The organism is Frateuria sp. GZRe14, assembly GCF_051900395.1.
In the GTDB taxonomy this organism is placed as follows: domain Bacteria; phylum Pseudomonadota; class Gammaproteobacteria; order Xanthomonadales; family Rhodanobacteraceae; genus Frateuria_A; species Frateuria_A edaphi.
Genome location: NZ_JBHZGJ010000001.1, coordinates 2,280,639 through 2,301,291 on the forward strand (window position 1 = coordinate 2,280,639; position 20,653 = coordinate 2,301,291).

At 66.1% G+C, this 20,653-nt stretch carries 16 protein-coding genes; 8 read left to right on the forward strand and 8 right to left on the reverse strand.

Annotation, left to right across the window (positions count from 1 at the left end; all coding sequences use genetic code 11):
• Nucleotides 1–25: 25 nt before the first annotated feature.
• Nucleotides 26–2,578, reverse strand: a complete 2,553-nt coding sequence (locus ACFWZ1_RS10465) for an SIR2 family protein (RefSeq protein ID WP_439666376.1) — start codon at nt 2,576–2,578, stop codon at nt 26–28.
• A 77-nt stretch (nt 2,579–2,655) separates the two neighbouring features.
• A complete protein-coding gene (gene hutU, locus ACFWZ1_RS10470) occupies nt 2,656–4,326 on the reverse strand; it encodes a urocanate hydratase (RefSeq protein ID WP_439666377.1) in 1,671 nt (556 codons plus the stop codon).
• Between the two features lie 153 nt (nt 4,327–4,479).
• On the opposite strand from hutU, the gene ACFWZ1_RS10475 reads away from it, so the two are divergent.
• The 4 genes from ACFWZ1_RS10475 to ACFWZ1_RS10490 all read left to right on the forward strand — a co-directional run bounded on the left by ACFWZ1_RS10475 (nt 4,480) and on the right by ACFWZ1_RS10490 (nt 9,710).
• A complete protein-coding gene (locus ACFWZ1_RS10475; protein ID WP_439666378.1) occupies nt 4,480–5,793 on the forward strand; it encodes a hypothetical protein in 1,314 nt (437 codons plus the stop codon).
• A 362-nt stretch (nt 5,794–6,155) separates the two neighbouring features.
• Complete coding sequence (locus tag ACFWZ1_RS10480; RefSeq protein WP_439666379.1) at nt 6,156–7,244, forward strand: hypothetical protein; 1,089 nt, start codon at nt 6,156–6,158, stop codon at nt 7,242–7,244.
• A gap of 151 nt (nt 7,245–7,395) precedes the next feature.
• Nucleotides 7,396–8,478 carry a TolB family protein gene (locus tag ACFWZ1_RS10485; RefSeq protein ID WP_439666380.1) on the forward strand — a complete coding sequence of 361 codons (1,083 nt, stop codon included), beginning with the start codon at nt 7,396–7,398 and terminating at the stop codon, nt 8,476–8,478.
• Nucleotides 8,479–8,624: 146 nt separating this feature from the next.
• Entirely contained in the window at nt 8,625–9,710 is a 1,086-nt protein-coding gene (locus ACFWZ1_RS10490; RefSeq protein WP_439666381.1) for a TolB family protein, read from the forward strand.
• A gap of 87 nt (nt 9,711–9,797) precedes the next feature.
• Here the strand turns inward: ACFWZ1_RS10490 and ACFWZ1_RS10495 are convergent, their stop codons facing one another.
• Nucleotides 9,798–11,180: a class II fumarate hydratase gene (locus tag ACFWZ1_RS10495; RefSeq protein WP_439666382.1), complete on the reverse strand. Its 1,383-nt coding sequence runs from the start codon at nt 11,178–11,180 to the stop codon at nt 9,798–9,800.
• A 152-nt stretch (nt 11,181–11,332) separates the two neighbouring features.
• Between ACFWZ1_RS10495 and purB the strand changes: the two genes are divergently transcribed.
• The gene (purB, locus tag ACFWZ1_RS10500) at nt 11,333–12,700 is read left to right on the forward strand and encodes an adenylosuccinate lyase (protein WP_439666383.1); all 1,368 of its coding nucleotides are present in this window, start codon (nt 11,333–11,335) and stop codon (nt 12,698–12,700) included.
• 58 nt (nt 12,701–12,758) lie between these two features.
• Here the strand turns inward: purB and ACFWZ1_RS10505 are convergent, their stop codons facing one another.
• Both ACFWZ1_RS10505 and ACFWZ1_RS10510 read right to left on the reverse strand, forming a co-directional pair.
• Nucleotides 12,759–13,661 (reverse strand): SDR family NAD(P)-dependent oxidoreductase, encoded by a 903-nt coding sequence (locus ACFWZ1_RS10505; protein ID WP_439666384.1) that lies wholly within the window; start codon nt 13,659–13,661, stop codon nt 12,759–12,761.
• Nucleotides 13,662–13,686: 25 nt separating this feature from the next.
• The gene (locus tag ACFWZ1_RS10510) at nt 13,687–14,427 is read right to left on the reverse strand and encodes an SDR family oxidoreductase (RefSeq protein ID WP_439666385.1); all 741 of its coding nucleotides are present in this window, start codon (nt 14,425–14,427) and stop codon (nt 13,687–13,689) included.
• A gap of 117 nt (nt 14,428–14,544) precedes the next feature.
• On the opposite strand from ACFWZ1_RS10510, the gene ACFWZ1_RS10515 reads away from it, so the two are divergent.
• Nucleotides 14,545–15,456, forward strand: a complete 912-nt coding sequence (locus ACFWZ1_RS10515) for a LysR family transcriptional regulator (protein WP_439666386.1) — start codon at nt 14,545–14,547, stop codon at nt 15,454–15,456.
• A 34-nt stretch (nt 15,457–15,490) separates the two neighbouring features.
• On the opposite strand, the gene gstA is transcribed toward ACFWZ1_RS10515, so the two are convergent.
• The gene (gstA, locus tag ACFWZ1_RS10520) at nt 15,491–16,114 is read right to left on the reverse strand and encodes a glutathione transferase GstA (RefSeq protein ID WP_439666387.1); all 624 of its coding nucleotides are present in this window, start codon (nt 16,112–16,114) and stop codon (nt 15,491–15,493) included.
• Between the two features lie 135 nt (nt 16,115–16,249).
• On the opposite strand from gstA, the gene ACFWZ1_RS10525 reads away from it, so the two are divergent.
• Nucleotides 16,250–16,639: a winged helix-turn-helix transcriptional regulator gene (locus ACFWZ1_RS10525; protein WP_231320490.1), complete on the forward strand. Its 390-nt coding sequence runs from the start codon at nt 16,250–16,252 to the stop codon at nt 16,637–16,639.
• Between the two features lie 229 nt (nt 16,640–16,868).
• Here ACFWZ1_RS10525 and cysK read toward each other — a convergent pair whose 3' ends face one another.
• Together cysK and cysG are read right to left on the reverse strand one after the other, a co-directional pair.
• Nucleotides 16,869–17,849: a cysteine synthase A gene (gene cysK, locus ACFWZ1_RS10530; RefSeq protein ID WP_231320491.1), complete on the reverse strand. Its 981-nt coding sequence runs from the start codon at nt 17,847–17,849 to the stop codon at nt 16,869–16,871.
• Nucleotides 17,850–17,895: 46 nt separating this feature from the next.
• Complete coding sequence (gene cysG / locus ACFWZ1_RS10535) at nt 17,896–19,380, reverse strand: siroheme synthase CysG (protein ID WP_439666388.1); 1,485 nt, start codon at nt 19,378–19,380, stop codon at nt 17,896–17,898.
• A 278-nt stretch (nt 19,381–19,658) separates the two neighbouring features.
• Between cysG and ACFWZ1_RS10540 the strand changes: the two genes are divergently transcribed.
• Nucleotides 19,659–20,651: a LysR substrate-binding domain-containing protein gene (locus ACFWZ1_RS10540; protein ID WP_439666389.1), complete on the forward strand. Its 993-nt coding sequence runs from the start codon at nt 19,659–19,661 to the stop codon at nt 20,649–20,651.
• The last annotated feature ends 2 nt before the right edge of the window (nt 20,652–20,653 follow it).

The window sequence follows — 20,653 nt, forward strand, 5'->3', positions numbered from 1 at the left end:
ACCCGTTGCCCACGTTTCGCCTGAATTAGCCTCGTCCGCGAATCTTGTCAGCGGCCGCCTTCATCTTCTGGAAAAAGCTAGCCTCATAACGCTCAAGGGTATGATTGATCTCAATACGATCGCTTTCGTTCTCAGAGTCAAGTCTGAGTCTTTTCCTAGAAAGCTCCATCCCAGCGTCTTCAGAAACGTCAGAGACGATCTCGCTCATACCCATCGCCAACGCGGCATCGTGCTCCCTCAGGCCAAGATTTATCAAGTAATTTCGGATTCTATCGGTATCGTTTGAAACTGGCGACATCCACAACAATGACGCTAACCCGCGCGACGCCGGAAGGCGACCAATTAAGAGTTCCACTAGTTGAGTTAGACCCAAATGCGTCATCATGGAATTAGAGATATTGGAGTGCCCCTCATACTCCAACGCGAATCTAATTCCGCGATCCGCCGACACGAACATCGTCCTAATTCCCTCGCGTAGTTCCGCATAGATAATCGCCAACTGCGCCGCATCATGCCGCACTACCACTGGAGACTTACGACTCACTTCCAACTTGTTCGCATAGAACTTTTCCAGCGAGTGCAAGATTTCCGGCATGCCATATTTGTTCGCTTGGTTATCTCGAATCACCTGAAAACCGAGCTTCTCTATGTGTCTCCTAAGATCTGCCTCGTTATTGTAGGGTGCCGCCACATGCAAAAACTCTTCAAACGAAACGCCGGCATGGGCCTCAACATAATTGAAATAGGCCCCCACAAAAACGTTTACGTTTCCTGACCCATACAATCCGACCGCCCGAGCTTCCCACATCGCACCTTCGCCACCGTTCGCATCCATTGCTTCCCGGGCGAGGTTCCTATGGCTGACGATCTCGTTCAAAAACCCATCGTAAACTCGCAGTGAAACATCCAGGATGGCAGTACCAGCCGCCTTTCTTAACGAGCTGATCGTCTCGTTAAATAGCTGATAGTGAGGATGCCCCGGTGTAATCGCGGGCATAATCACGTTGGCATCAAAATAGATCCGCTCAGGAAGCGTTCGTTGTAAAAATACCGGATCATGGGGCGCTTCAAGCAAGAGCTCTAGGCCGAAGGCCGTTCGCCCCAGCTCAGCCAAAAGCTCAACCTCCTCGTCATCCGGGCGAGTTACTAAACTTTCTACCGAGCGAATCAACCCTCGGACCTCCGATGGCTTGAGCCCTACATCCTTGATCTCGTCTGCAACGTCCGAGACGCTGACGTTCTCGGGCATTTTACGAGCTGCAAACGCAGCACCAAGCTCCCACCCGCGCGTAAGCAGAAGCTGGGCGTAAAGTTCCTTGAGGAATAGACGTGCCGGAGCTGAATCCTTTCCTTTCTCTAATAAGATGTATCGGTTAATTGAGCCGTCCGATAACCTCGAAATTGCCGAATCATATGCACTAGCCTCGCTATTTGCTGGGAAGTAACGCGGAACTCCGGTGCCGAGCTCGATCTTGCAGACCCCCGCTCTCGCCAACGCGACCACAGATTGAGCGACAAGCGAAGTTGCGGCGTCCTCCTTAAGAGAGAGATCTTCCTGCAATTGCATTATTAGTTGTTGCTCGCTCACGCCCAACTCCCCCGACGCTTGAACCACGCCCGAAACTACGCCTTCAGCAATCGCCTGCGCAAGTGGTTCGCGTTGTTTACCGACTCGCGAACGTGCGAACGCTGTAGCCAGGTATTTTTTTGCAACCGAAAAAGGTTGCTCCCGAACATCGACCGCCTCTTTTTCGTTTCTTTTGTAAATCGCTGCGTACGTCTGAATGCCGTCCCATAGCGCACTGTGATGATCCCCATCGTCGTACTCCATGCGCCTAATTGAATGTAGCTCCAACTGCAATAGGAACTCTGCCGAGGCTCCTTTTGGAACCAAAGCGAGGTGCTCTTGCCTGTGCATACTCTTAGTGGCAGATCGCACGGCGCGAAGCACTGCTTGAATTGCCGGGTCAAGAAAGGAAAACCCTAAAAATAGCACCTGTCTGCGGCTGAAGATGTGCTCCAGATACCGTTGGTACGAGGCGTTTTTCTCGAGATCTGCTAGAGCCGCTGTAGCGAGGCGCATGGAGGCTGGAACCTCCACTCTTCCGTGGATGCGCGCGATATACAAGTCTTCGCAAAAAGCCGCCGCATCTAACGTGGGATCATCGATGTTGACTTCTTGGACCGCTTGCTTCGAGTACTTCGCATAAGCCGCAAACAACGCCCGATCGAAGTTCGTAGTCACAACAGATCGAAAGGGAAGTGCGACTAGATGACTGAGCGCTTGTGCGTCGAAGGTCTCCAACGGCCTCGCCAGCTCTCGTAGCTTCGTTGCCTCCGGCATTTGCCGGCACATCATGTAGTACGCAGCAGCGTCTCCGAGGGCGCCATCGCGGATCGCTCGATCTATGATGAATTTCGTGTATTCATCATACTCAAAAGCAGCCGCTCCTAGCTCAGCCAAATAGGCTCCCCAGGTTGGCAAGCCGGCTCTAGAAGAAACGCCCGCGCCAGCGAACAATACGGGCAATTTGGACTTAGAAAAGAAACCGCTAAGAGCCGCCACAACATCATTCATATTTGCCTCCTTTCGCTGTGCCCGTCGCGCGTCGAGACTCCCATGGCAACAACTGGGGCAGCCTCCCTGGCTCCTGCTCAGATCATCGGCAGCTTCAACCCCTGCTCCCGCGCGCAATCAACCGCGATGTCATACCCCGCATCCGCATGCCGCATCACTCCCGTCCCCGGGTCATTCCATAGCACTCGGGCAATCCGCTTGTCCGCCGCCTCGCTGCCATCACACACGATCACAACGCCCGAGTGCTGGCTGTAACCCATCCCCACACCCCCACCATGATGCAGCGACACCCAGGTCGCGCCACCCGCTGTATTGAGCATGGCATTGAGCAACGGCCAATCCGACACCGCATCGCTCCCATCCTTCATCGCCTCGGTCTCCCGATTCGGACTCGCCACCGACCCCGAATCCAGATGATCCCGCCCGATCACCACCGGCGCCTTCAACTCCCCCTTCCGCACCATCTCATTGAACGCCAGCCCCAGCTTGTGCCGCTGCCCCAGCCCCACCCAGCAAATTCGCGCCGGCAACCCCTGGAAGCTGATCCGCTCCTTCGCCATGTCCAGCCAGTTGTGCAGGTGCTTGTCGTCCGGGATCAGCTCCTTGACCTTCTGATCGGTCTTGTAGATGTCCTCCGGATCACCCGATAGCGCGACCCAGCGGAACGGTCCGATGCCGCGGCAGAACAACGGGCGCACGAAGGCGGGCACGAAGCCCGGAAAGGCGAAGGCGTTCTCGCAGCCTTCGTCCTTGGCCATCTGGCGGATGTTGTTGCCGTAGTCGAAGGTGGGAATGCCCTGGGCGTGAAAGGCGAGCATGGCGTCCACGTGCTGCTTCATCGAGCGCTTGGCGGCGTCGCGGGTGCCATTGGGGTCGCTCTTGCGGCGCTCGAACCACTCTTCCACGGTCCAGCCGAGCGGCAGGTAGCCGTTGACCGGGTCGTGCGCGCTGGTCTGGTCGGTGACAGCGTCCGGGCGCACACCACGGTGCACAAGCTCGGGCAGCACCTCGGCGGCGTTGCCCAGCAGCGCGATGGACTTGGCTTCGCCGGCCCTGGTGTACTTCTCGATGCGCGCCAGCGCGTCGTCCAGGTCGGTGGCCTGCTCGTCGACGTAGCGGGTCTTCAGGCGGAAGTCGATGCGGCTCTGCTGGCATTCGATGTTGAGGCTGCAGGCGCCGGCCAAGCTCGCGGCCAGCGGCTGCGCGCCGCCCATGCCGCCGAGGCCCGCGGTGAGGATCCACTTGCCCTTGAGGCTGCCGTTGTAGTGCTGGCGGCCCATCTCCACGAAGGTCTCGTAGGTGCCCTGCACGATGCCCTGCGAGCCGATGTAGATCCAGCTGCCGGCCGTCATCTGGCCGTACATCATCAGGCCCTTCTTATCGAGCTCGTTGAAGTGCTCCCAGTTGGCCCAGGCCGGCACCAGGTTGGAGTTGGCGATGAGCACGCGCGGGGCGTCCGGGTGGGTCGGGAACACGCCGACCGGCTTGCCGGACTGCACCAGCAGGGTTTCGTCGTCGTTGAGCTCGCGAAGGCTGCGCAGGATGGCGTCGAAGCATTCCCAGTTGCGCGCGGCGCGGCCGATGCCGCCGTAGACCACGAGCTCCGCCGGGTTCTCCGCCACCTCGGGGTCGAGGTTGTTCTGGATCATCCGGTACGGCGCCTCGGTGAGCCAGCTCTTGCAGGTGAGCGTGCTGCCGCGCGGGGCGCGGATGGTGCGGGTGGTGTCGATGCGGGTGGGGGCGTTCATGGCCGGTCTCCTTGAGGCAGATGGCCGAGTATAGCCAGCGGGCGCAGGGCGGCTTTCCCGGCCGCACGGGGTGACCGCCGGCACGTGTGCGAGGCGGGCGCGGCGATAGACTCGGCGGGCAAGCTGTCGATCGTTCCTGTCCGGGAGACGCGCATGTTGCTTCGGTCCGCTTTGCCCTGCTTCGTGCTGATGGCCCTGGCACCCGCCGCGATGGGTGCCGATGCGCGGGCCATCGATCCCGCCCTCGCCGGCCGCTATTTCAAGGAAGCTGCGCAGCTTTGCCACGCGGACGGTGGCCGCCTGTGGGGCAAGTCGCTGTGCGGCCCGACCCTGCTGGTGGACCCGGTCACGCGCCAGGTGGTGGCCAACCAGGCGGATGCCGAGGGTCGGCTGCGCGCCGAGGGCGGCGTGTACGTGGGTCAGTTGCCGCCGGACCAGGCCATCGCCAACACCGCGGTGGCGTGGGCCGGGGTGCGCTGGACGGAAATGCTTTGGCCGCTGAAGGAAGACGCCGCGCTACGGCACACGGTGATGGCGCACGAAGCCTTCCACCGTATCCAGGACAGCCTGGGCCTGCCCCTGGCCGGTCGCGACAGCCCGCACATGGACACGCTGGAAGGCCGCTACACGGTGCAACTGGAGTGGCGCGCGCTGGATGCCGCACTGGCGGCGAAGACCGATGCGGAACGCCGCGCGCGTGCCGCCGATGCGCTGGCGTTTCGCGCCGCGCGCTACCAGAAGTTTCCCGAGGCCGAGCAGGCCGAGACCGCGCTGGAGCGCAACGAAGGCCTGGCCGAATACACCGGCGTGATGGTCGGCAACCGCACGCCGGCCGAGCAGGTGGCGATGGCGCACTGGGACCTCACCTGGCATCCGAAGAACGATTCGACGTTCGCGCGATCGTTCGCCTACCCGAGCGGACCGGCGTACGGGATCCTGCTCGATCGCTACCGGCCGGGATGGCGCAAGGCGATCGTCCAGGGCGGCTCGCCCGCGCGAATGCTGGCCGAGGCGTTGCACGTCGACATGAGCGCCACGCCGGATGTCGGGAAGCTGGCCGCGCGCTATGGCGGCCCTGCCCTCCTCGCCAGCGAACACGCGCGTGCCGAGGCCCGAGCGCGGCAAGCGGCGAAGTACACCGCGCAACTGGTGACCGGGCCGGTGCTGAAGCTGCCGCTCAAGCACATGAAGGTGCAGTTCAACCCGAGCAACCTGGTACCGCTGGGTGACGCGGGGACGGTGTACCCGACCATGCAGGTGATCGACGACTGGGGGTCGATCACTGTCGATGGCGGCGCACTGATGGCGCCCGACTGGACGCTGTTGACCGTGGGCGCGCCCGCGGGCGATGCCACGAGCGACACGCTGCGAGGCCGAGGCTGGACGATGAAACCCGCACCGGGCTGGCACGTGGTGCCGGCCGGGCGCACGGGTGACCGTACGATCGCCAAGGGTGACGACCGCTAGGCCCGCGGCGGCCTGATCGCCGGTTCTGCCATGGCGATCGTTGTCATCGAACCCTTCCATTGAAGGTGGCCCTCGGCCACGCGTGATGTGCCGGCCGACCGGCGCGTATTCCTTGTGCACCAAGGCTTGCTCGCAGGGGCGCGGAACCACGCCTCCGCCCGCCAGGCAGCCGCTCGGCCGAAAACTGCCTAGACAGCGAGCTGAACATGAACGTACGCAAAACGCTCACGAAAACTGAAGCATTATTCCGCGCCGCCAGAACACCCGTGGCGATCGAGCCCGACAGGGAGCCCGCGTTTCCAGCGGGCGGGACCAGACCGCACCGAGCCGAACCAGGGGGACTTCCGTCAGGAGCATCACCCATGAAAAACCATAAGCTTGCCGGCTCCATCTGTGCCCTTCTGCTCACCGCCCTGGGCGTGTCGACCGCCGCCGCACAGACCGCCACCGCCTCGATCCTCGTCACCCGACCCATCTACCGTTTCGACGGCGCCCACGGCAGCCAGCTCTACCGGGTGGACCCGTCCGGCCAGAACCTCACGACGCTGGTGCCCGTCACCTACGGTGTCGACTTCGAAAACCCCTCCTGGTCACCGGGAGGCTCCTCCGTCGTGTTCGAGGCGGTCGCGCGTGAAACGAACGGCACCTACAGCGGCTCGCAACTGTATGTAGTCAATCGGCAAGGCGGCTCGCCGCGCCAGCTCACCACGGGGGACGGCCAGCACTCCCATCCTTTGTGGGGACCCAATGGCGTCATCGCCTTTGTCACCACCAAGGGCCACGGCCAGTGCCTCGCGACGGTCCGCGGCGATGGCACCGACCAGCACATCGTGTTCTGCCCGCCGGGCGAACAAGGCGAGTCCTGGAGCATCTGGGTCACGCTGTCGCGGTGGACGGCCAGCGGCAATGGGATCCTGCTGGTCGCCAGCGCCCCCGAAGGCGGACTCGAGCCGGAAAAGTCGTATTCGGACGCCTGGAGAGTCAACGTTTCCACCGGAGCGGCCGTCAAGCTCACCGCGCAGGTGTTCGACGACAACGAAGGTGACCTGGTCATTGCTCCCGATGGCAAACACGGCGTGTTCGGCGGGGGCCAGATGTATGCCATCGACTTCACCACCAACACGCTCACGCCGCTCTCGACGTATGGCACCTCGCTGGTTTACTCCCCGGATGGCTCGAAGATCGCCTTCCTCCATTACGAACCGAGTATCGAGACGTCGCGCATCTACATCATGCGTGCCGATGGCAGCAACATTCACCTCGCACCCGCGCAGACGACGAATCCCGACGTCTACAACCCGTCCATCTCCGACTGGTCGGCCGATGGCTCGCGCCTGCTGTTCAACCAGGTCGGGAACAACCAGTGGGTGCGAATGATCGACCTGCGCAACAAGACCGCCAGGAACGTCACCAACGGCGTCGCGGCCGAGCGCGCCTGGTTCCATCCGTAAGCCGCTTGCCGGGGGCGGCGGCCCAGTCGCCCCCACCGAGCTTTTGCCAGAACACCCGTGACGATCCCGCCCGACAGGGGAGCCCGCATTCGCGGGCCGGACCCGACCGCACGACCCGAATCAGGGGGACTACCGTCTGGGAGCACTACCCATGAAAACCAACAAGCTTGCAGGCTCCATCTGTGCCCTTCTGCTCACTGCCCTGGGCGCTTCTTCCGCGTTTGCGCAAAGCTCCAGCGCCTCGATCCTGTTCACCCGGACCCTCTACCGGGCAGTCGACGGCACGCATGGAAGCCAGCTCTACCGTGTCAGGCCTTCCGGGTCGGACCTGGCGCTCCTGATGCCGGTCACGTACGGAACGGACATCACCGCCAGCAGTTGGTCGCCCACGGGTGCCTCCGCCGTCTTCGAAGTCAGGAACAGTGACGGCACACAGCTCTACGTGGTCGACCGCCAGGGCAGCTCTCCGCGCCAGATCACCAGCGGCGCGAGCAGGCCCGAACAGCCCTTGTGGGCGCCCAACAGCGGGACCATCGCGTACGTCGCCACCAACCGGTTGATCCAGTGCCTTGGCACCGTTCGCGCCGACGGCACGAACCAGCACATCGTCTTTTGCCCACCGACCCAGCCGGGGACGGCGCTGAACATCTCGCTCTCGATCGCCAGATGGACAGCTGACGGCAAGAGCGTCCTGGTCGCGTCCGGCGCCGAGCAGGGTGGTCTGGAACCGGAGAAATGGTATTCGAATGTCTATAGGGTCAACGTGTCCACGGGCGCAGCCGTGGCGCTGGCCAACCAGGTGTTCGACAGTGACCAGATTCGCAAGCTGGCCATCTCGCCCGATGGCACGCGAGGGGTGTACGACGGCAACCCGCTGTATTCGATCGACTTCGCCAGCAACACCGTCACCGCGCTGCCGGTTGGAGGCTACGATCCGGTCTACGCTCCGGACGGCAGGAAGGTTGCCTTTCTCAGGAACGAGACGAACGGTTCTCCGTACTACTCGAACGTCTACCTGATTCACCCCGATGGAAGTCATCTTCGGAAGCTGACCTCGGACGCGAACGCGCTTCTCACCTATACCGCGATCGCTGACTGGTCGTGGGACAGCACGCGCTTGCTGGTGGACCAGGTGGGCGACGACCGCTGGCTGCACATGATCGACCTGCGCGACAACACCGCGCGGAACGTCACCAAAGGCACCGCCGGCGAACACGCCTGGTTCCATCCTTAAGCGACTTACCCGGGGGCGGCCGCCCGGCCGCCCCGCTTCGCCCGCACATCCGTGTCGATCGATCCCCGGCAGGGGGCCCCGTGTTCGGGGCCGGACGCCGACCGCACGAGCCGAATCAGGGGGACTATCGTCAGGGAGCATCACCCATGAAAACGAACAAGCTAGCCGGCTCCATCTGTGCCCTTCTGCTCACTGCCCTGGGCGCGTCAACCGCTGCCGCACAGACCTCTACCGCCTCGATCCTCTTCACGCGGACGATCCATCGGGCGATCGATGGCGCCGAAGGGACCCAGCTCTACCGCGTAAAACCTTCCGGGGACAACGTAGCGGTGCTGGCTCCCGTGACCTACGGAGCCATTTTCTATGGTTCCAGTTGGTCCCCCGGCGGCGCTTCGGTGGTGTACCACGGAGAGGCTGCCCAGGAAGGCAACCCGTATTACGGCTCGCAGCTTTACGTGGTCAATCGGCAAGGCGGCTCGCCCCGCCAGATCACCACGGGAGACGGCCCGCACACCGCCCCGCTGTGGGGCCCCAACGGGGTCATCGCTTTTGTCAGCGGGAACTGCCTTGGCACTGTCCGTGCCGATGGCACGCAACAGCACATTGTCTTCTGCCCGCCGAAGGCATCAGGGCAGCGGACGAGTTATCCGCTAAACCTGTTCCATTGGACCCCCAGCGGCAACGGCCTCTTGATCGAAGCCTCGGGCGACGATGGCGGGCTGGAGCCCAGCATATGGTTCTCGACCATCTATCGGGTCAACGTTTCCACGGGGTCGGCGGTCAAGCTCGCCGGACAGGTGTTCGAAAACTCATACGAGCGCACGCTGGACATTGCGCCTGATGGCCAACATGGGGTGTACGACGGGAACCCGATGCGGATCCTGGACTTCGCGACCAATACCCTCACGCCATTGCCGACCGCTGGCGGCGACCCACTTTATTCGCCGGATGGAAGGAAGATCGCCTTCCTCAAGACAGAGACGAATCACTCCCCGTACTGGACGAACGTGTACGTGATCCACCCCGACGGAAGCCATCTGCGCGTGTTGACCAACGCGAGCCCGGATGTCCTCAGCTATACGGGAATCGCGGACTGGTCTTCTGACAGCACGCGCCTGCTGGTGGATCAGGTAGGCGACGACCGCTGGCTGCAGATCATCGATTTGCGAAACAACACCCTGAGGAACGTCGCCAACGGCGCCGCAGAAAAACACGCGTGGTTCCATCCATAGACCAACGTTCGACGGGGCGGCCATCCGGCCGCCCCGTTCTCTCAGCCAACCACGGCCGGCTCCGATCTATGCCTGTCCCGGCGAAGGCTATTCGCCGTGGATGCCGCCGCGGGTGAGCGCGGTAGGGTCGAGGAGTTTCTTGAGTTCGTCCTTCGACAGGCCCGTGGTCTCCAGCGCCACGTCCATGATCGGGCGCTTTTCCTTGTAGGCCTGCTTGGCGGTGGCGGCGCCCTTCTCGTAGCCGATCACCGGATTGAGCGCGGTGACCAGGATCGGGTTCATGGCGAGTGCCTGGTTGACGCGCTCGCGGTTGACCTTGAAGCCGGCGATGGCCTTGTCGGCGAGCAGGCGGCTGACGCTGCCCAGGATGTCGATCGACTGCAGCAGGTTGTAGGCGATCATCGGCAGCATCACGTTGAGCTGGAAGTTGCCGGACTGGCCGCCCATGGTGATTGCCGCATCGTTGCCTATCACTTGCGCGGCAACCATGGCGGTGGCTTCCGGGATCACCGGATTGACCTTGCCGGGCATGATCGAGGAGCCCGGCTGCAGCGCGGGAAGTTCGATCTCCGCAAGGCCGGCCAGGGGACCGGAGTTCATCCAGCGCAGGTCGTTGGCGATCTTCATCAGCGCGACGGCCAGCGTCTTGAGCGCGCCGGAGAGTTCGACTGCCGAGTCCTGCGAGGCCATGCCTTCGAAGAAGTTCTCGGCGGACTCGAAGCGCACGCCGGTGAGCGTCTTCAGTTCGCGCGCCACCGCCGGGCCGAACGTCGGATCGGCATTGATGCCGGTGCCGACCGCGGTGCCGCCCTGGGGCAGGCGGCGCATGCGCTTGAGCGCATCCTCGATCCGCTCGATGGCCGAACCGATCTGCGCGGACCAGCCGGAGAGCTCCTGGCCGAAGGTCACCGGCATCGCGTCCATCAGGTGGGTACGGCCGGTCTTTGGCACGTTCTTCAGCTCGCGGGCGCGCTTGTCGATGGTCTTCTTCAGGTGCCTGAGCGCCGGCACCAGACGTTCGCTGGTGGCCAGCGTGGCGCTCACGTGGATGGCCGTCGGGATGACGTCGTTGGAGCTCTGGCCGTAATTGACGTGGTCGTTGGGGTGCACCTTCGCGCCGCCCTGCGCGGCGAGGTGGGCGATCACCTCGTTGGCGTTCATGTTGGTGCTGGTGCCCGAGCCGGTCTGGAACACGTCGATCGGGAACTGGGCGTCGTACCGCCCTTCGGCTACCGCCAGCGCGGCCTTGCGGATCGCCGCGGCCTGTCCCTTTTTCAGGTGGCCGAGCGCCAGGTTGGCGGCCGCCGCGGCCGCCTTGATCAAGCCCAGCGCGCGGATGAACTCGCGCGGCAGCGCGAGGCCGGAGATCGGGAAGTTGTCGATCGCGCGCTGGGTCTGCGCGCCGTAGAGCGCATCGGCGGGGACCTTGAGTTCGCCCATGCTGTCGTGTTCGGTGCGGTAGTCGGCCATGGCGGGTTCCTGTGCGTAGTCCAAAGGACTATAGATGCGCCCCTGTCGGCCCGATGGCAATGACATGGAGCAAGACGTCGCGCTTGCCGGTGCGGCGTGGTGTTCGGCGGGATGTAAAATGCCGCGTTTTCCCCTTGCCGGAACCTGCCCCGATGTCCACCCACGCCCTTACCGCCCTGTCGCCGCTGGATGGCCGTTATGCCGGCAAGGTCGAGACGCTGCGCCCGATCTTCAGCGAATTCGGCCTGATGCACCGGCGCGTGCAGGTGGAAATCGAATGGTTGCTGGCGCTGGCCGCCGAGGGCGCCATCGTCGAACTGCCGCCCTTCTCCGGCGCCCAGGTCGACCAGCTGCGCGCCATCGCCAATGACTTCAGCGTGGCCGACGGCGAGCGCGTGAAGGCGATCGAGGCGACCACCAATCACGACGTCAAGGCGATCGAGTACTTCATCAAGGAGCGCATCGGCGCCGATCCTGCGCTGGCGCAGGCCAAGGAGTTCGTGCACTTCGCCTGCACCAGCGAGGACATCAACAACCTGTCCTACGCGCTGATGCTGCGCGATGCGCGCGAGGGCGTGCTGCTGCCGATGTTCGACCGGATCATCGCCCGCCTGCGCGAGATGGCGCACGCCAACGCCGGCCTGCCGATGCTCTCGCGCACGCACGGCCAGACCGCCTCGCCGAGCACGCTGGGCAAGGAACTGGCCAACGTGGTGGCGCGCCTGCGGCGCCAGCGCGCGCAGCTGGCGGGCCTGGAGATCCCCGGCAAGATCAACGGCGCGGTGGGCAACTACAACGCCCATGCGATCACCTACCCCGAGCTGGACTGGCGCGCGTTCTCGCGGCGCTTCGTGGAAAGCCTGGGGCTCGACTACAACGCCTATACCACGCAGATCGAGCCGCATGACGGCGTGGCCGAGTACTGCGACGCAGTGCGGCGGGGCAACATCATCCTGATCGACCTGGCGCGCGACATCTGGGGCTACATCTCGCTGGGTTACTTCAAGCAGTCGTTGAAGGCGGGCGAGGTCGGCTCCTCGACCATGCCGCACAAGGTCAACCCGATCGACTTCGAGAATGCCGAGGGCAACTTCGGCCTGGCCAACGCGTTGCTGGGGCATTTCGCCGAGAAGCTGCCGATCAGCCGCTGGCAGCGAGACCTCACCGATTCGACCGTGCTGCGCGCGCTGGGCACCGCGTTCGGGCACACGCTGGTGGCGATGGAATCGCTGCAGAAGGGCCTGGGCAAGCTGACCGTGAACGCCGAGCGGCTCGCCGCCGATCTCGATGCGAGCTGGGAAGTGCTGGCCGAGGCGGTGCAGACGGTGATGCGCCGGTACGGATTGCCGGAGCCGTACGAGCAGTTGAAGGCGCTGACGCGCGGCCAGGGCATCACGCGGGAGTCGATGCGCACCTTCATCGAGGGGCTGGCGCTGCCGGCCGAAGCCAGGCAACGCCTGCTCGACCTGACGCCGGGCGGTTACGTCGGACTGGCCGAGCCGCTGGCGCGGGAGATCTGAAACCCGTGGCAGGTTGCGCCGGCGCCATGGCGCCGGCGCTTCGCGCTGTCGCCGGTGGTCAGGCCGCCCTGCAGCGCGGATGCAGCAGATCCTCCAGGCCGATACGCCGCAGCAGCTCGGCACGCACGCGGTCGGCCATGCCGTTGACGATTTCGGCGCCATCCTGCGTCGGATCGACGTGCACACGGAACGGCCGCCGGCCGAACGGTGCATCGACCACCCGGACGATCGCCTCGGCCACTTCGCCCGCGTCGGCATCCGCGGGCTCCAGTGAAGCGAGCCCCTGCAGCGCCTGCTCAGGCAGACCGGCATAGGGACCGCCGTCGTACTCCGCGGCGCGCGCCGCATCCGCCGGCTTGCCGGCATGGACGAAATGGTTGGTCCCCTGGGTGAACGCCCCCGGCACGATGATCGAGGTCTCGATGCCCCAGCGCGCCAGTTCACCGGCATAGCTCACCGCGAGCGCGTCCATGGCCGCCTTGGCGGCGAAGTACGGCGCCAGGTACGGCGGCGTGCCGCCGCGCGCGCTGCTGCTGGATACCCACACCAGCAATCCCCGCCCCTGCCGCCGCAGCACCGGCAGCGCCGCGCGGTTCACGCGCTGGGCGCCGAGCACGTTGGTGTCGTAGAACTGCGCGAACTGCTCCGGCGTGAACGCCTCGGCCGGCCCGAACGCCATGTGCCCGGCGTTGTGCACGATCACGTCCAGCCGTCCGTGCGCGGCGACGATCTGCTCCACTGCCGCCTCGCAGGAGGCCTCCGAGGCGATGTCCAGTTCAATGGTGCGAAGGTCCACGCCGTGTTCTTCGGCGTGGCGGCGTGCCGCCTCTACCTGTCGCGCATTGCGGCCGGCGGTCTCGCGCATGCTGGCGTAGACCGTGTGGCCGGCGCGCGCCAGCGCGCGGGCAGCCAGCGCGCCGAAGCCGCTGGATGCGCCGGTGATGAGGATGACCTGTTTCATGTTCGCATTCCCCGATTGATGGATGTCAGACGATGCCGCCGTTGGCGCGAAGCGTCTGGCCGTTGATCCAGCCACCATCGGGACCGGCCAGGAACGCGACCACGGCGGCGATGTCCTCCGGCTGGCCCAGGCGTTCCAGCGGCGCGAGCTTGGCAAGGTGGTCGACGAGTTCGGGCGACTTGCCGTCGAGGAACAGCCGCGTGGCGGTCGGGCCGGGCGCCACCGCGTTGACCGTGATGCCGCGCCCGCGCAGTTCCTTCGCCAGCACGCCGGTCATGGCCTCCACCGCGGCCTTGGTCGCGGCGTAGACCCCGTAGCTGGGCATCAGCAGGCCGACCGTGCTGGAGGACAGGTTGATGATGCGGCCGCCCTCATGCATGCGCCGGGCCGCCTCGCGCAGGGTGTTGAAGGTGCCGCGCAGGTTGACCGCGATGTGCCGGTCGAAGCTGGCGTCGTCCGTCTCGGCGATCGGGGCGAGGTTCATGATGCCGGCGTTGTTGACCAGCACGTCCACGCCGCCGAACGCGGCCTCGGCGGCGTCGAAGAGGCGGCGCACCGCGGTGGCATCGCCGACGTCCGCCTGGGCAGCCACGGCCTTGCCGCCGCCCTGCTCGATGCTGCGCACCAATGCCTCCGCCGGCGCGGCGTCGCCGGCGTAGTTGACCACCACCCTGAAACCGTCTCGTGCGAGGCGCTCGGCGATCGCGGCGCCGATGCCGCGGGATGCGCCCGTGACCAGGGCGACCTTCTGTTGCTGTGTGCTCATGGGATGTCTCCAGGGCCGGCACCGCGCCGGCGTGGGGAAAGCATCCTCTTTCGCCACATGGAAATAATCCATGTTAGTTTTGCAACACTTTTCGTCTCACACGAACAATGGTGGCGCATGGACCGGCTGGACGTGATGCGCCTTTTCACCCGCATCGTGGAGCGGCGCAGCTTCACGCTGGCGGCGCAGGACCTGGGGCTGCTGCGCTCCACCGCGACCCAGGCGATCAAGCAACTGGAGGCACGGCTGGGCGTGCGGCTGCTCCAGCGCACCACTCGTCAGGTGCGCCCCACGCTCGACGGCGAGGCGTACTACCGCCGCTGCATCGCGATCCTGGACGAGGTGGAGGATGCCGAGGCGGCCTTCAGCGGCGCCAAGCCGCGCGGCCAGTTGCGGGTCGACGTACAGGGCACGCTGGCGCGCCACTTCGTGCTGCCCGCGCTGCCGCAGTTTCTCGCCGACCATCCGCAACTGCAGTTGCACATCGGCGAGGGCGACCGGTTGGTCGATCTGGTGCGCGAGGGCGTGGACTGCGTGCTGCGCGTGGGCGACCTGCACGACAGCGCAATGGTCGGCCGGCGCCTGGCCCTGCTGGAGGAAGTCACCTGCGCCAGTCCGGACTACCTGGCGCGGCACGGTACGCCCGACGGCATCGAGGGGTTGGACGGGCACCGTGCGGTCGGCTTCGTCTCCTCCGCCATCGGTGCGGTGCTGCCGCTGGAATTCGTCGTGGCCGGCAGCGTCCGCCACGTACACCTGCCGGCGACGCTCACGGTCGCCGGTGCGGACACCTACATTGCTGCCGCTCGGCTGGGCCTGGGACTGGTCCAGGTGCCGCGCTATCACGTGGAAGAGGATCTGGCCGCGGGGCGCCTGGTCGACGTACTGCCCGACTTCCCGCCGACACCGACGCCCGTCTCGTTGCTCTACCCGCACAACCGGCAACTGTCGCCGCGGGTGCGGGTGTTCATCGACTGGCTGGTACGCGAGTTCGGCAAGCGGCTACCGGCAGCCGGTAGCCGCTTGTGACGCGCCCCGGCAACGGCCGGGGCGCGGGCGTGGCTCACGCGGCCGCAGCGCGGCGGGCGAGGCCTTCGGCATCCATCACCTCCTGCACCGCCGGTCGCTCCAGCATGCGGTGCTGGAACGCCTGGATGGCCGGGAAGCCGGACATGTCCAGGTCCACGTGCTTTGCCCAGTTGGTCACCGTGAACAGGTAGGCGTCGGCCGCGGTGAAGCGGTCGCCGAGCAGCCACGGATGGGTCGCCAGGGCGCTTTCGATCAGGGCATAGCGCTTGCGCAGGTACTCCTTGCGCTCCTGCCGCGTCGCCTCGGGCGTGTCCGGCTTGAACAGCGGGCTGTAGGACTTGTGGATCTCGGAGTTGATGTAGCCGAGCACTTCCTGCAGGCGGTAGCGCGCCAGCGTGCCGTTGGCGGGCGCCAGGCCCGAGGCGGGCTTGAGGTCGGCCAGGTACTGCACGATCGCCGGGCCTTCGGTCAGCAGCTGGCCGTCGTCCAGCTCCAGCGCGGGCACGTAGCCCTTGGGGTTGATCGCCAGGAAGTCGTCGCCGTTTTCCGTGCGCTTGGTCTTGCCGTCGACCTTCACCAGCTGAAGGTCGATGCCGGCCTCGCGCGCGACGATGTGCGGGGAAAGCGAGCAGGCGCCGGGCATGTAGTAGAGCTTCATGGGTGACTCTCCTTCGTGGGGGTGGGACGTCCTTGGACGTGCCGCGCATCCTAGCCGCACGAAGTTACTGTTGGATACCACCTAACCAGGGATTAGTGCCAGAATGTGGTATCCCCACGGTTACCGAGGACACTCATGGGCCTGCCCGTACGCAAGAGCAAAGTCGCCGCGCCGCCGCCGGCGTGCCCGCTGACCGAGAGCCTGACGCTGCTGCGCGGGGCCTGGGCGCCCAACGTGATTTGGTACCTGAGCGCCGAACCGCGGCGCTTCGGCGAGTTGCGCCACGACATCCCGCGCATCTCCGCGCGCGTCCTCAGCGCCAGGCTGCGCGAACTGGAGTCCCGTGGGCTGGTGACGAGGCGCGTGCTCGATACCTCGCCGCCGTCGGCCGAATACGCGCTCACGCCACTGGGGCGCGAACTGTTGCCGGCGATCGAAGCGCTGGCCCACGTGGGGCGCAAGCTGATCGACCAGTGGGAGCTTGGGGCGCACAGCGTCAAGGCACGCGGACGCCGCGCGGCCTGAAATACCAGCAATCACGCGAAGCAACACGTTCCTGCAAACCTGCTCCCTCACCCCTCAAGGGAGAGGGTTGGGGTGAGCGCCGGTTCTTGCGGAGTAGGCCGCTCCCCTGTGGAGCTTTGCGCCGCTGCTTTTCGCATGCCCGATCAGTCGGACGAGCCCCGGCCGCTCACCCTGCCCTCTCCCGGACGGGAGAGGGTTCAAGCCCTGGCGCGCACAGGGGCGACGCGACTCAGGCCGCAGTGGCCTTTGCGGCCAGCGACGACCCTGCCGCCTCCACTTCATCGGAGCCCTCGTTGACGCCCTCGAACAGGAACGTCGACAGGTAACGCTCGCCGGTGTCCGGCAGCATCGCCAGCAGCACCGAGCCTTCCGGCGCGCCCTTGGCCGCCTGCAGCGCCGCCGCCAGCGTGGCGCCGGAGGAGAGGCCCACGAAGATGCCTTCCTGCTCCGCCAGCTTGCGCGAGGTGTCGCGGGCGACCGTGTCGTCCACCGGCAGGATCTCATCGACCACTTCGCGATTGAGCACGCCCGGGACGAAGTCGGGCGTCCAGCCCTGGATCTTGTGCGGCTGCCATTCCTTGCCCGACAGCAAGGCCGCTCCAGCCGGCTCGCTGGCGATGATCTTCACTTCCGGCCGCGCGACCTTGAGCACTTCGCCGACGCCGGTCAGCGTGCCGCCGGTGCCCCAGCCGGTCACGAAGTAATCGAGCCGGCGGCCGGCGAAGTCGCGCAGGATCTCGGCCGCGGTCGTGCTGCGGTGGTAGGCCGGGTTGGCCGGGTTCTCGAACTGGCTGGCAAGGAACCAGCCGTACTTCTTCGCGAGCTCGGCGGCCTTTTCGACCATGCCGGTGCCACGGGCCGCCGCGGGCGTCAGCACGACCTTGCCGCCGTAGGCGCGGATCAGCTTGCGACGCTCGATCGAAAAGGTTTCGGTCATCACCGCCACGAACGGATAGCCGCGCGCCGCGCACACCGCCGCCAGCGCCACGCCGGTGTTGCCGGAGGTCGCCTCGATGACGGTCTGGCCGGGCTTGAGCGTGCCGCGCTGCTCGGCATCCAGGATGATCGCCAGCGCCAGGCGATCCTTCACCGAACCGGCCGGATTGAAGGCCTCCACCTTCACGTAGAGCTCGACGTTCTTCGGCGCGAGCCGGTGCAGCTTGACGATCGGCGTGTTGCCGATGGTGTCCAGGATGCTGTTGTAGATCATGGGTACTGACTCCGTAGGAAGTACCGGCGGATGCGCCGGCGAGGGTTCATGCCTGGTGGAGCGCGGCGAGCACGCCGTCCTGGCGTGCCGGTTGGCGAACGCGGGCCGCCATGCCCGCTTCGCCGATGTCGTCGATGCCCGCGCCCAGCGGAGGCGCGCCGAACCACGCCAGCGAGCCCGCCAGCGTGGCGACCTCGCCGAGTATCAGCAGCGCAGGTGAACGGACCGCATGGGCCGCGGCGCGCCCGGCGAGCTGGGCCAGCGTGCCGGTCACGACGCGCTGGTCGGCGCGCGAACCGTTCTCCACCAGGGCGAACGGCGTGGCCGGCGCGCGCCCGTGCTCGAGCAGCCGCGACTGCAGGGTGGCGAGTTCACCCACGCCCATGTAGACGGCCAGCGTCTGGTTCTCCTGCGCCAGTGCGGCCCAGTCCAGCGTGTCGTGCGAAACCTGGCAGTGAGCGGTGAGCAGGCGCACCGACTGGGCGTGGTCGCGGTGGGTCAGCGGCACGCCGGCGTAGGCGGCGCAGGCGAGCGCCGCGGTGATGCCTGGGACCACCTCGTAAGGGATGCCGTGGGCGCGGAGGAATTCGAGCTCTTCGCCGCCGCGCCCGAACACGAACGGATCGCCGCCCTTGAGTCGCACGACGCGGCGGCCCGCGCGGGCGTGTTCGAGCATCAACGCGTGGATCTGTTGCTGGGTGACGTGGTGGTGGCCTGCCTGCTTGCCGACCTCGATGCGCTCGGCATCGCGCCGCGCCAGCGCCAGGACGTCAGCGCTGACCAGGCGGTCATGCAGGATCACGTCCGCCCCGTTGAGCGCGCGCAGGCCGCGCAGGGTGAGCAGCCCCGGATCGCCGGGGCCTGCGCCGACCAGCACCACCGAACCCGCAGCCGTGTTCTCCTCGTCGGCCAGTGCGCTCTCCGCCGCACGGCGCGCCTCGGCCTCGCGCCCTTGTCGCAGCAGGATCGCCACCGGCCCGGAGAAGAGCGTTTCGTAGAAGCGCCGTCGCGCGGCCGCTTGCGCGAAGCGCAGGCGGATGCGCGGACGCAGCCGCGCCGCCAGCGTGGCCAGCGCGCCCAGCGAATGATCCAGCAGGCTCTCCAGCCGCTCGCGCAGCAGGCGCGCCAGCATCGGCGCCTGGCCGCCGCTGGAAATCGCGATGGTCAGCGGTGCGCGGTCGATCACCGCGGGCACGTGGAAGCTGGACAGTTGCGCATCGTCCACCACGTTGACGAACAACCGCCGCAGCCCCGCCAGCTCCGCGATCAGGGCGTTGGTCGCCCGATCGGACGTCGCCGCGACGACCAGCCAGACGCGATCGAGCCAGGCCTCCCGGAAAGGCTCCGGATGATGGGCGAGAGCTCCCCGCTCCACCCATCCTCGCAGCAGCGGCGTCAGCTCGGGCGCATTCACCGTCACCTGCGCGCCGGCCTCCAGCAAGGCCGCCACCTTGCGCTCGGCCACGGCGCCGCCACCGACCACCAGGACGGCGCGATGCGAGAGGTCGGCAAACAGCGGGTAGAGCTTCAAGGAGACGGCCTGCGTGGAAGTCCGATCACGCTAGGCGGGCGCTCCGGGGGCGACAAATGAATTGTCGCCGGCGGCATATGCCTTCACGGCATGTGGACCGGGGCGCCGGCTACATTTCCTTGACACAGCACAAGAGTGGACGTATAGACGTCCAAATATGTCAAGCGAACGGCAGCCACCACGCAATCACTACGGCCCACCCCGAGGTGCGCCTGGGCGATGTACCCGTGATTCGTCCGCGTCCACCCCTCCTGCCGAACGAACACGGATTCCCCGCCATGACCCTGGTCCAACTCCGCTGCCTGGTGGCTATCGCCGACGCCGGGCTCAACATCACCCTGGCCGCCGAACGCGTGCATGCAACCCAGCCGGGCCTCAGCAAGCAGCTCAAGCAGCTTGAGGATGAACTTGGCTTCAAGCTTTTCGTGCGCAAGGGCAAAAGCCTTGATGCGGTCACCCACGCCGGCCGCCAGGTGCTCGAACGCGCGCGGGTGATCCTGGCCGAGGCGGCCAACATCCGCTCGATCGCCGCGAACCTTCGCAACGAGGCGCATGGCGAACTGCGCATCGGCACGACCCACACCCAGGCGCGCTTTGCCCTGCCCGCCTCGATCGCGGCGCTCAACCAGTCCTACCCTCAGGTGAGCGTGCACCTGCAGCCGGGCCAGGATGCCGACGTGCTGGCCCAGCTCGAAAGCGGTCGGGTGGACATGGCCGTGATCAGCACGGCCGGTGCGCCGCCATCCATCGGCATCGCCCTGCCCGCCTACCGCTGGCATCGCGTGGTGGTCGCGCCGGCGGGCCACGCCCTGGCGCGGCGCGCCCTGCCGCCCACGCTGGCCGAACTCGCGGCCGAGCCGCTGATCAGCTACGACTCCTCGGTCAAGCCGGAGTCTTCGCTGCGGCGGGTGTTCGAGACCGCGGGGCTGGTGCCGCAGATCGCGATGACCGCCGGCGACGCCGACCTGATCAAGACCTACGTCCGCGCGGGCCTGGGCATCGGCGTGCTGGCGGAGATGGCGATGCTGGCCGCCGACGGGGACCTGCGCGTGCTGCCGGCCGACCACCTGTTCCCGCAATGCACGACGTGGATCGTGTTGCGCCGGGAAGCGGTGGTACGCGAGTTCGTGCTGGAGTTCATCGGGCGGTTCGCGCCGCATCTTGACCGCCGGGACGTGGCGCGCGTGCTGGCCGGCGACGAGCTGCCGGACGCATGGCCGCAGGCGCCGCACTGGCGCGAGCGGGCCGTGGCGCTTCCGGACGCTGCCTGAGG

Excerpts from the sequence above, each read along its gene's own strand:
- ACFWZ1_RS10465 (WP_439666376.1), bottom strand. The coding sequence starts at position 2,578 with ATGAATGATGTTGTGGCGGCTCTTAGCGGTTTCTTTTCTAAGTCCAAA.
- hutU (WP_439666377.1), bottom strand. The coding sequence starts at position 4,326 with ATGAACGCCCCCACCCGCATCGACACCACCCGCACCATCCGCGCCCCG.
- ACFWZ1_RS10475 (WP_439666378.1), top strand. The coding sequence starts at position 4,480 with ATGTTGCTTCGGTCCGCTTTGCCCTGCTTCGTGCTGATGGCCCTGGCA.
- ACFWZ1_RS10480 (WP_439666379.1), top strand. The coding sequence starts at position 6,156 with ATGAAAAACCATAAGCTTGCCGGCTCCATCTGTGCCCTTCTGCTCACC.
- ACFWZ1_RS10485 (WP_439666380.1), top strand. The coding sequence starts at position 7,396 with ATGAAAACCAACAAGCTTGCAGGCTCCATCTGTGCCCTTCTGCTCACT.
- ACFWZ1_RS10490 (WP_439666381.1), top strand. The coding sequence starts at position 8,625 with ATGAAAACGAACAAGCTAGCCGGCTCCATCTGTGCCCTTCTGCTCACT.
- ACFWZ1_RS10495 (WP_439666382.1), bottom strand. The coding sequence starts at position 11,180 with ATGGCCGACTACCGCACCGAACACGACAGCATGGGCGAACTCAAGGTC.
- purB (WP_439666383.1), top strand. The coding sequence starts at position 11,333 with ATGTCCACCCACGCCCTTACCGCCCTGTCGCCGCTGGATGGCCGTTAT.
- ACFWZ1_RS10505 (WP_439666384.1), bottom strand. The coding sequence starts at position 13,661 with ATGAAACAGGTCATCCTCATCACCGGCGCATCCAGCGGCTTCGGCGCG.
- ACFWZ1_RS10510 (WP_439666385.1), bottom strand. The coding sequence starts at position 14,427 with ATGAGCACACAGCAACAGAAGGTCGCCCTGGTCACGGGCGCATCCCGC.
- ACFWZ1_RS10515 (WP_439666386.1), top strand. The coding sequence starts at position 14,545 with ATGGACCGGCTGGACGTGATGCGCCTTTTCACCCGCATCGTGGAGCGG.
- gstA (WP_439666387.1), bottom strand. The coding sequence starts at position 16,114 with ATGAAGCTCTACTACATGCCCGGCGCCTGCTCGCTTTCCCCGCACATC.
- ACFWZ1_RS10525 (WP_231320490.1), top strand. The coding sequence starts at position 16,250 with ATGGGCCTGCCCGTACGCAAGAGCAAAGTCGCCGCGCCGCCGCCGGCG.
- cysK (WP_231320491.1), bottom strand. The coding sequence starts at position 17,849 with ATGATCTACAACAGCATCCTGGACACCATCGGCAACACGCCGATCGTC.
- ACFWZ1_RS10540 (WP_439666389.1), top strand. The coding sequence starts at position 19,659 with ATGACCCTGGTCCAACTCCGCTGCCTGGTGGCTATCGCCGACGCCGGG.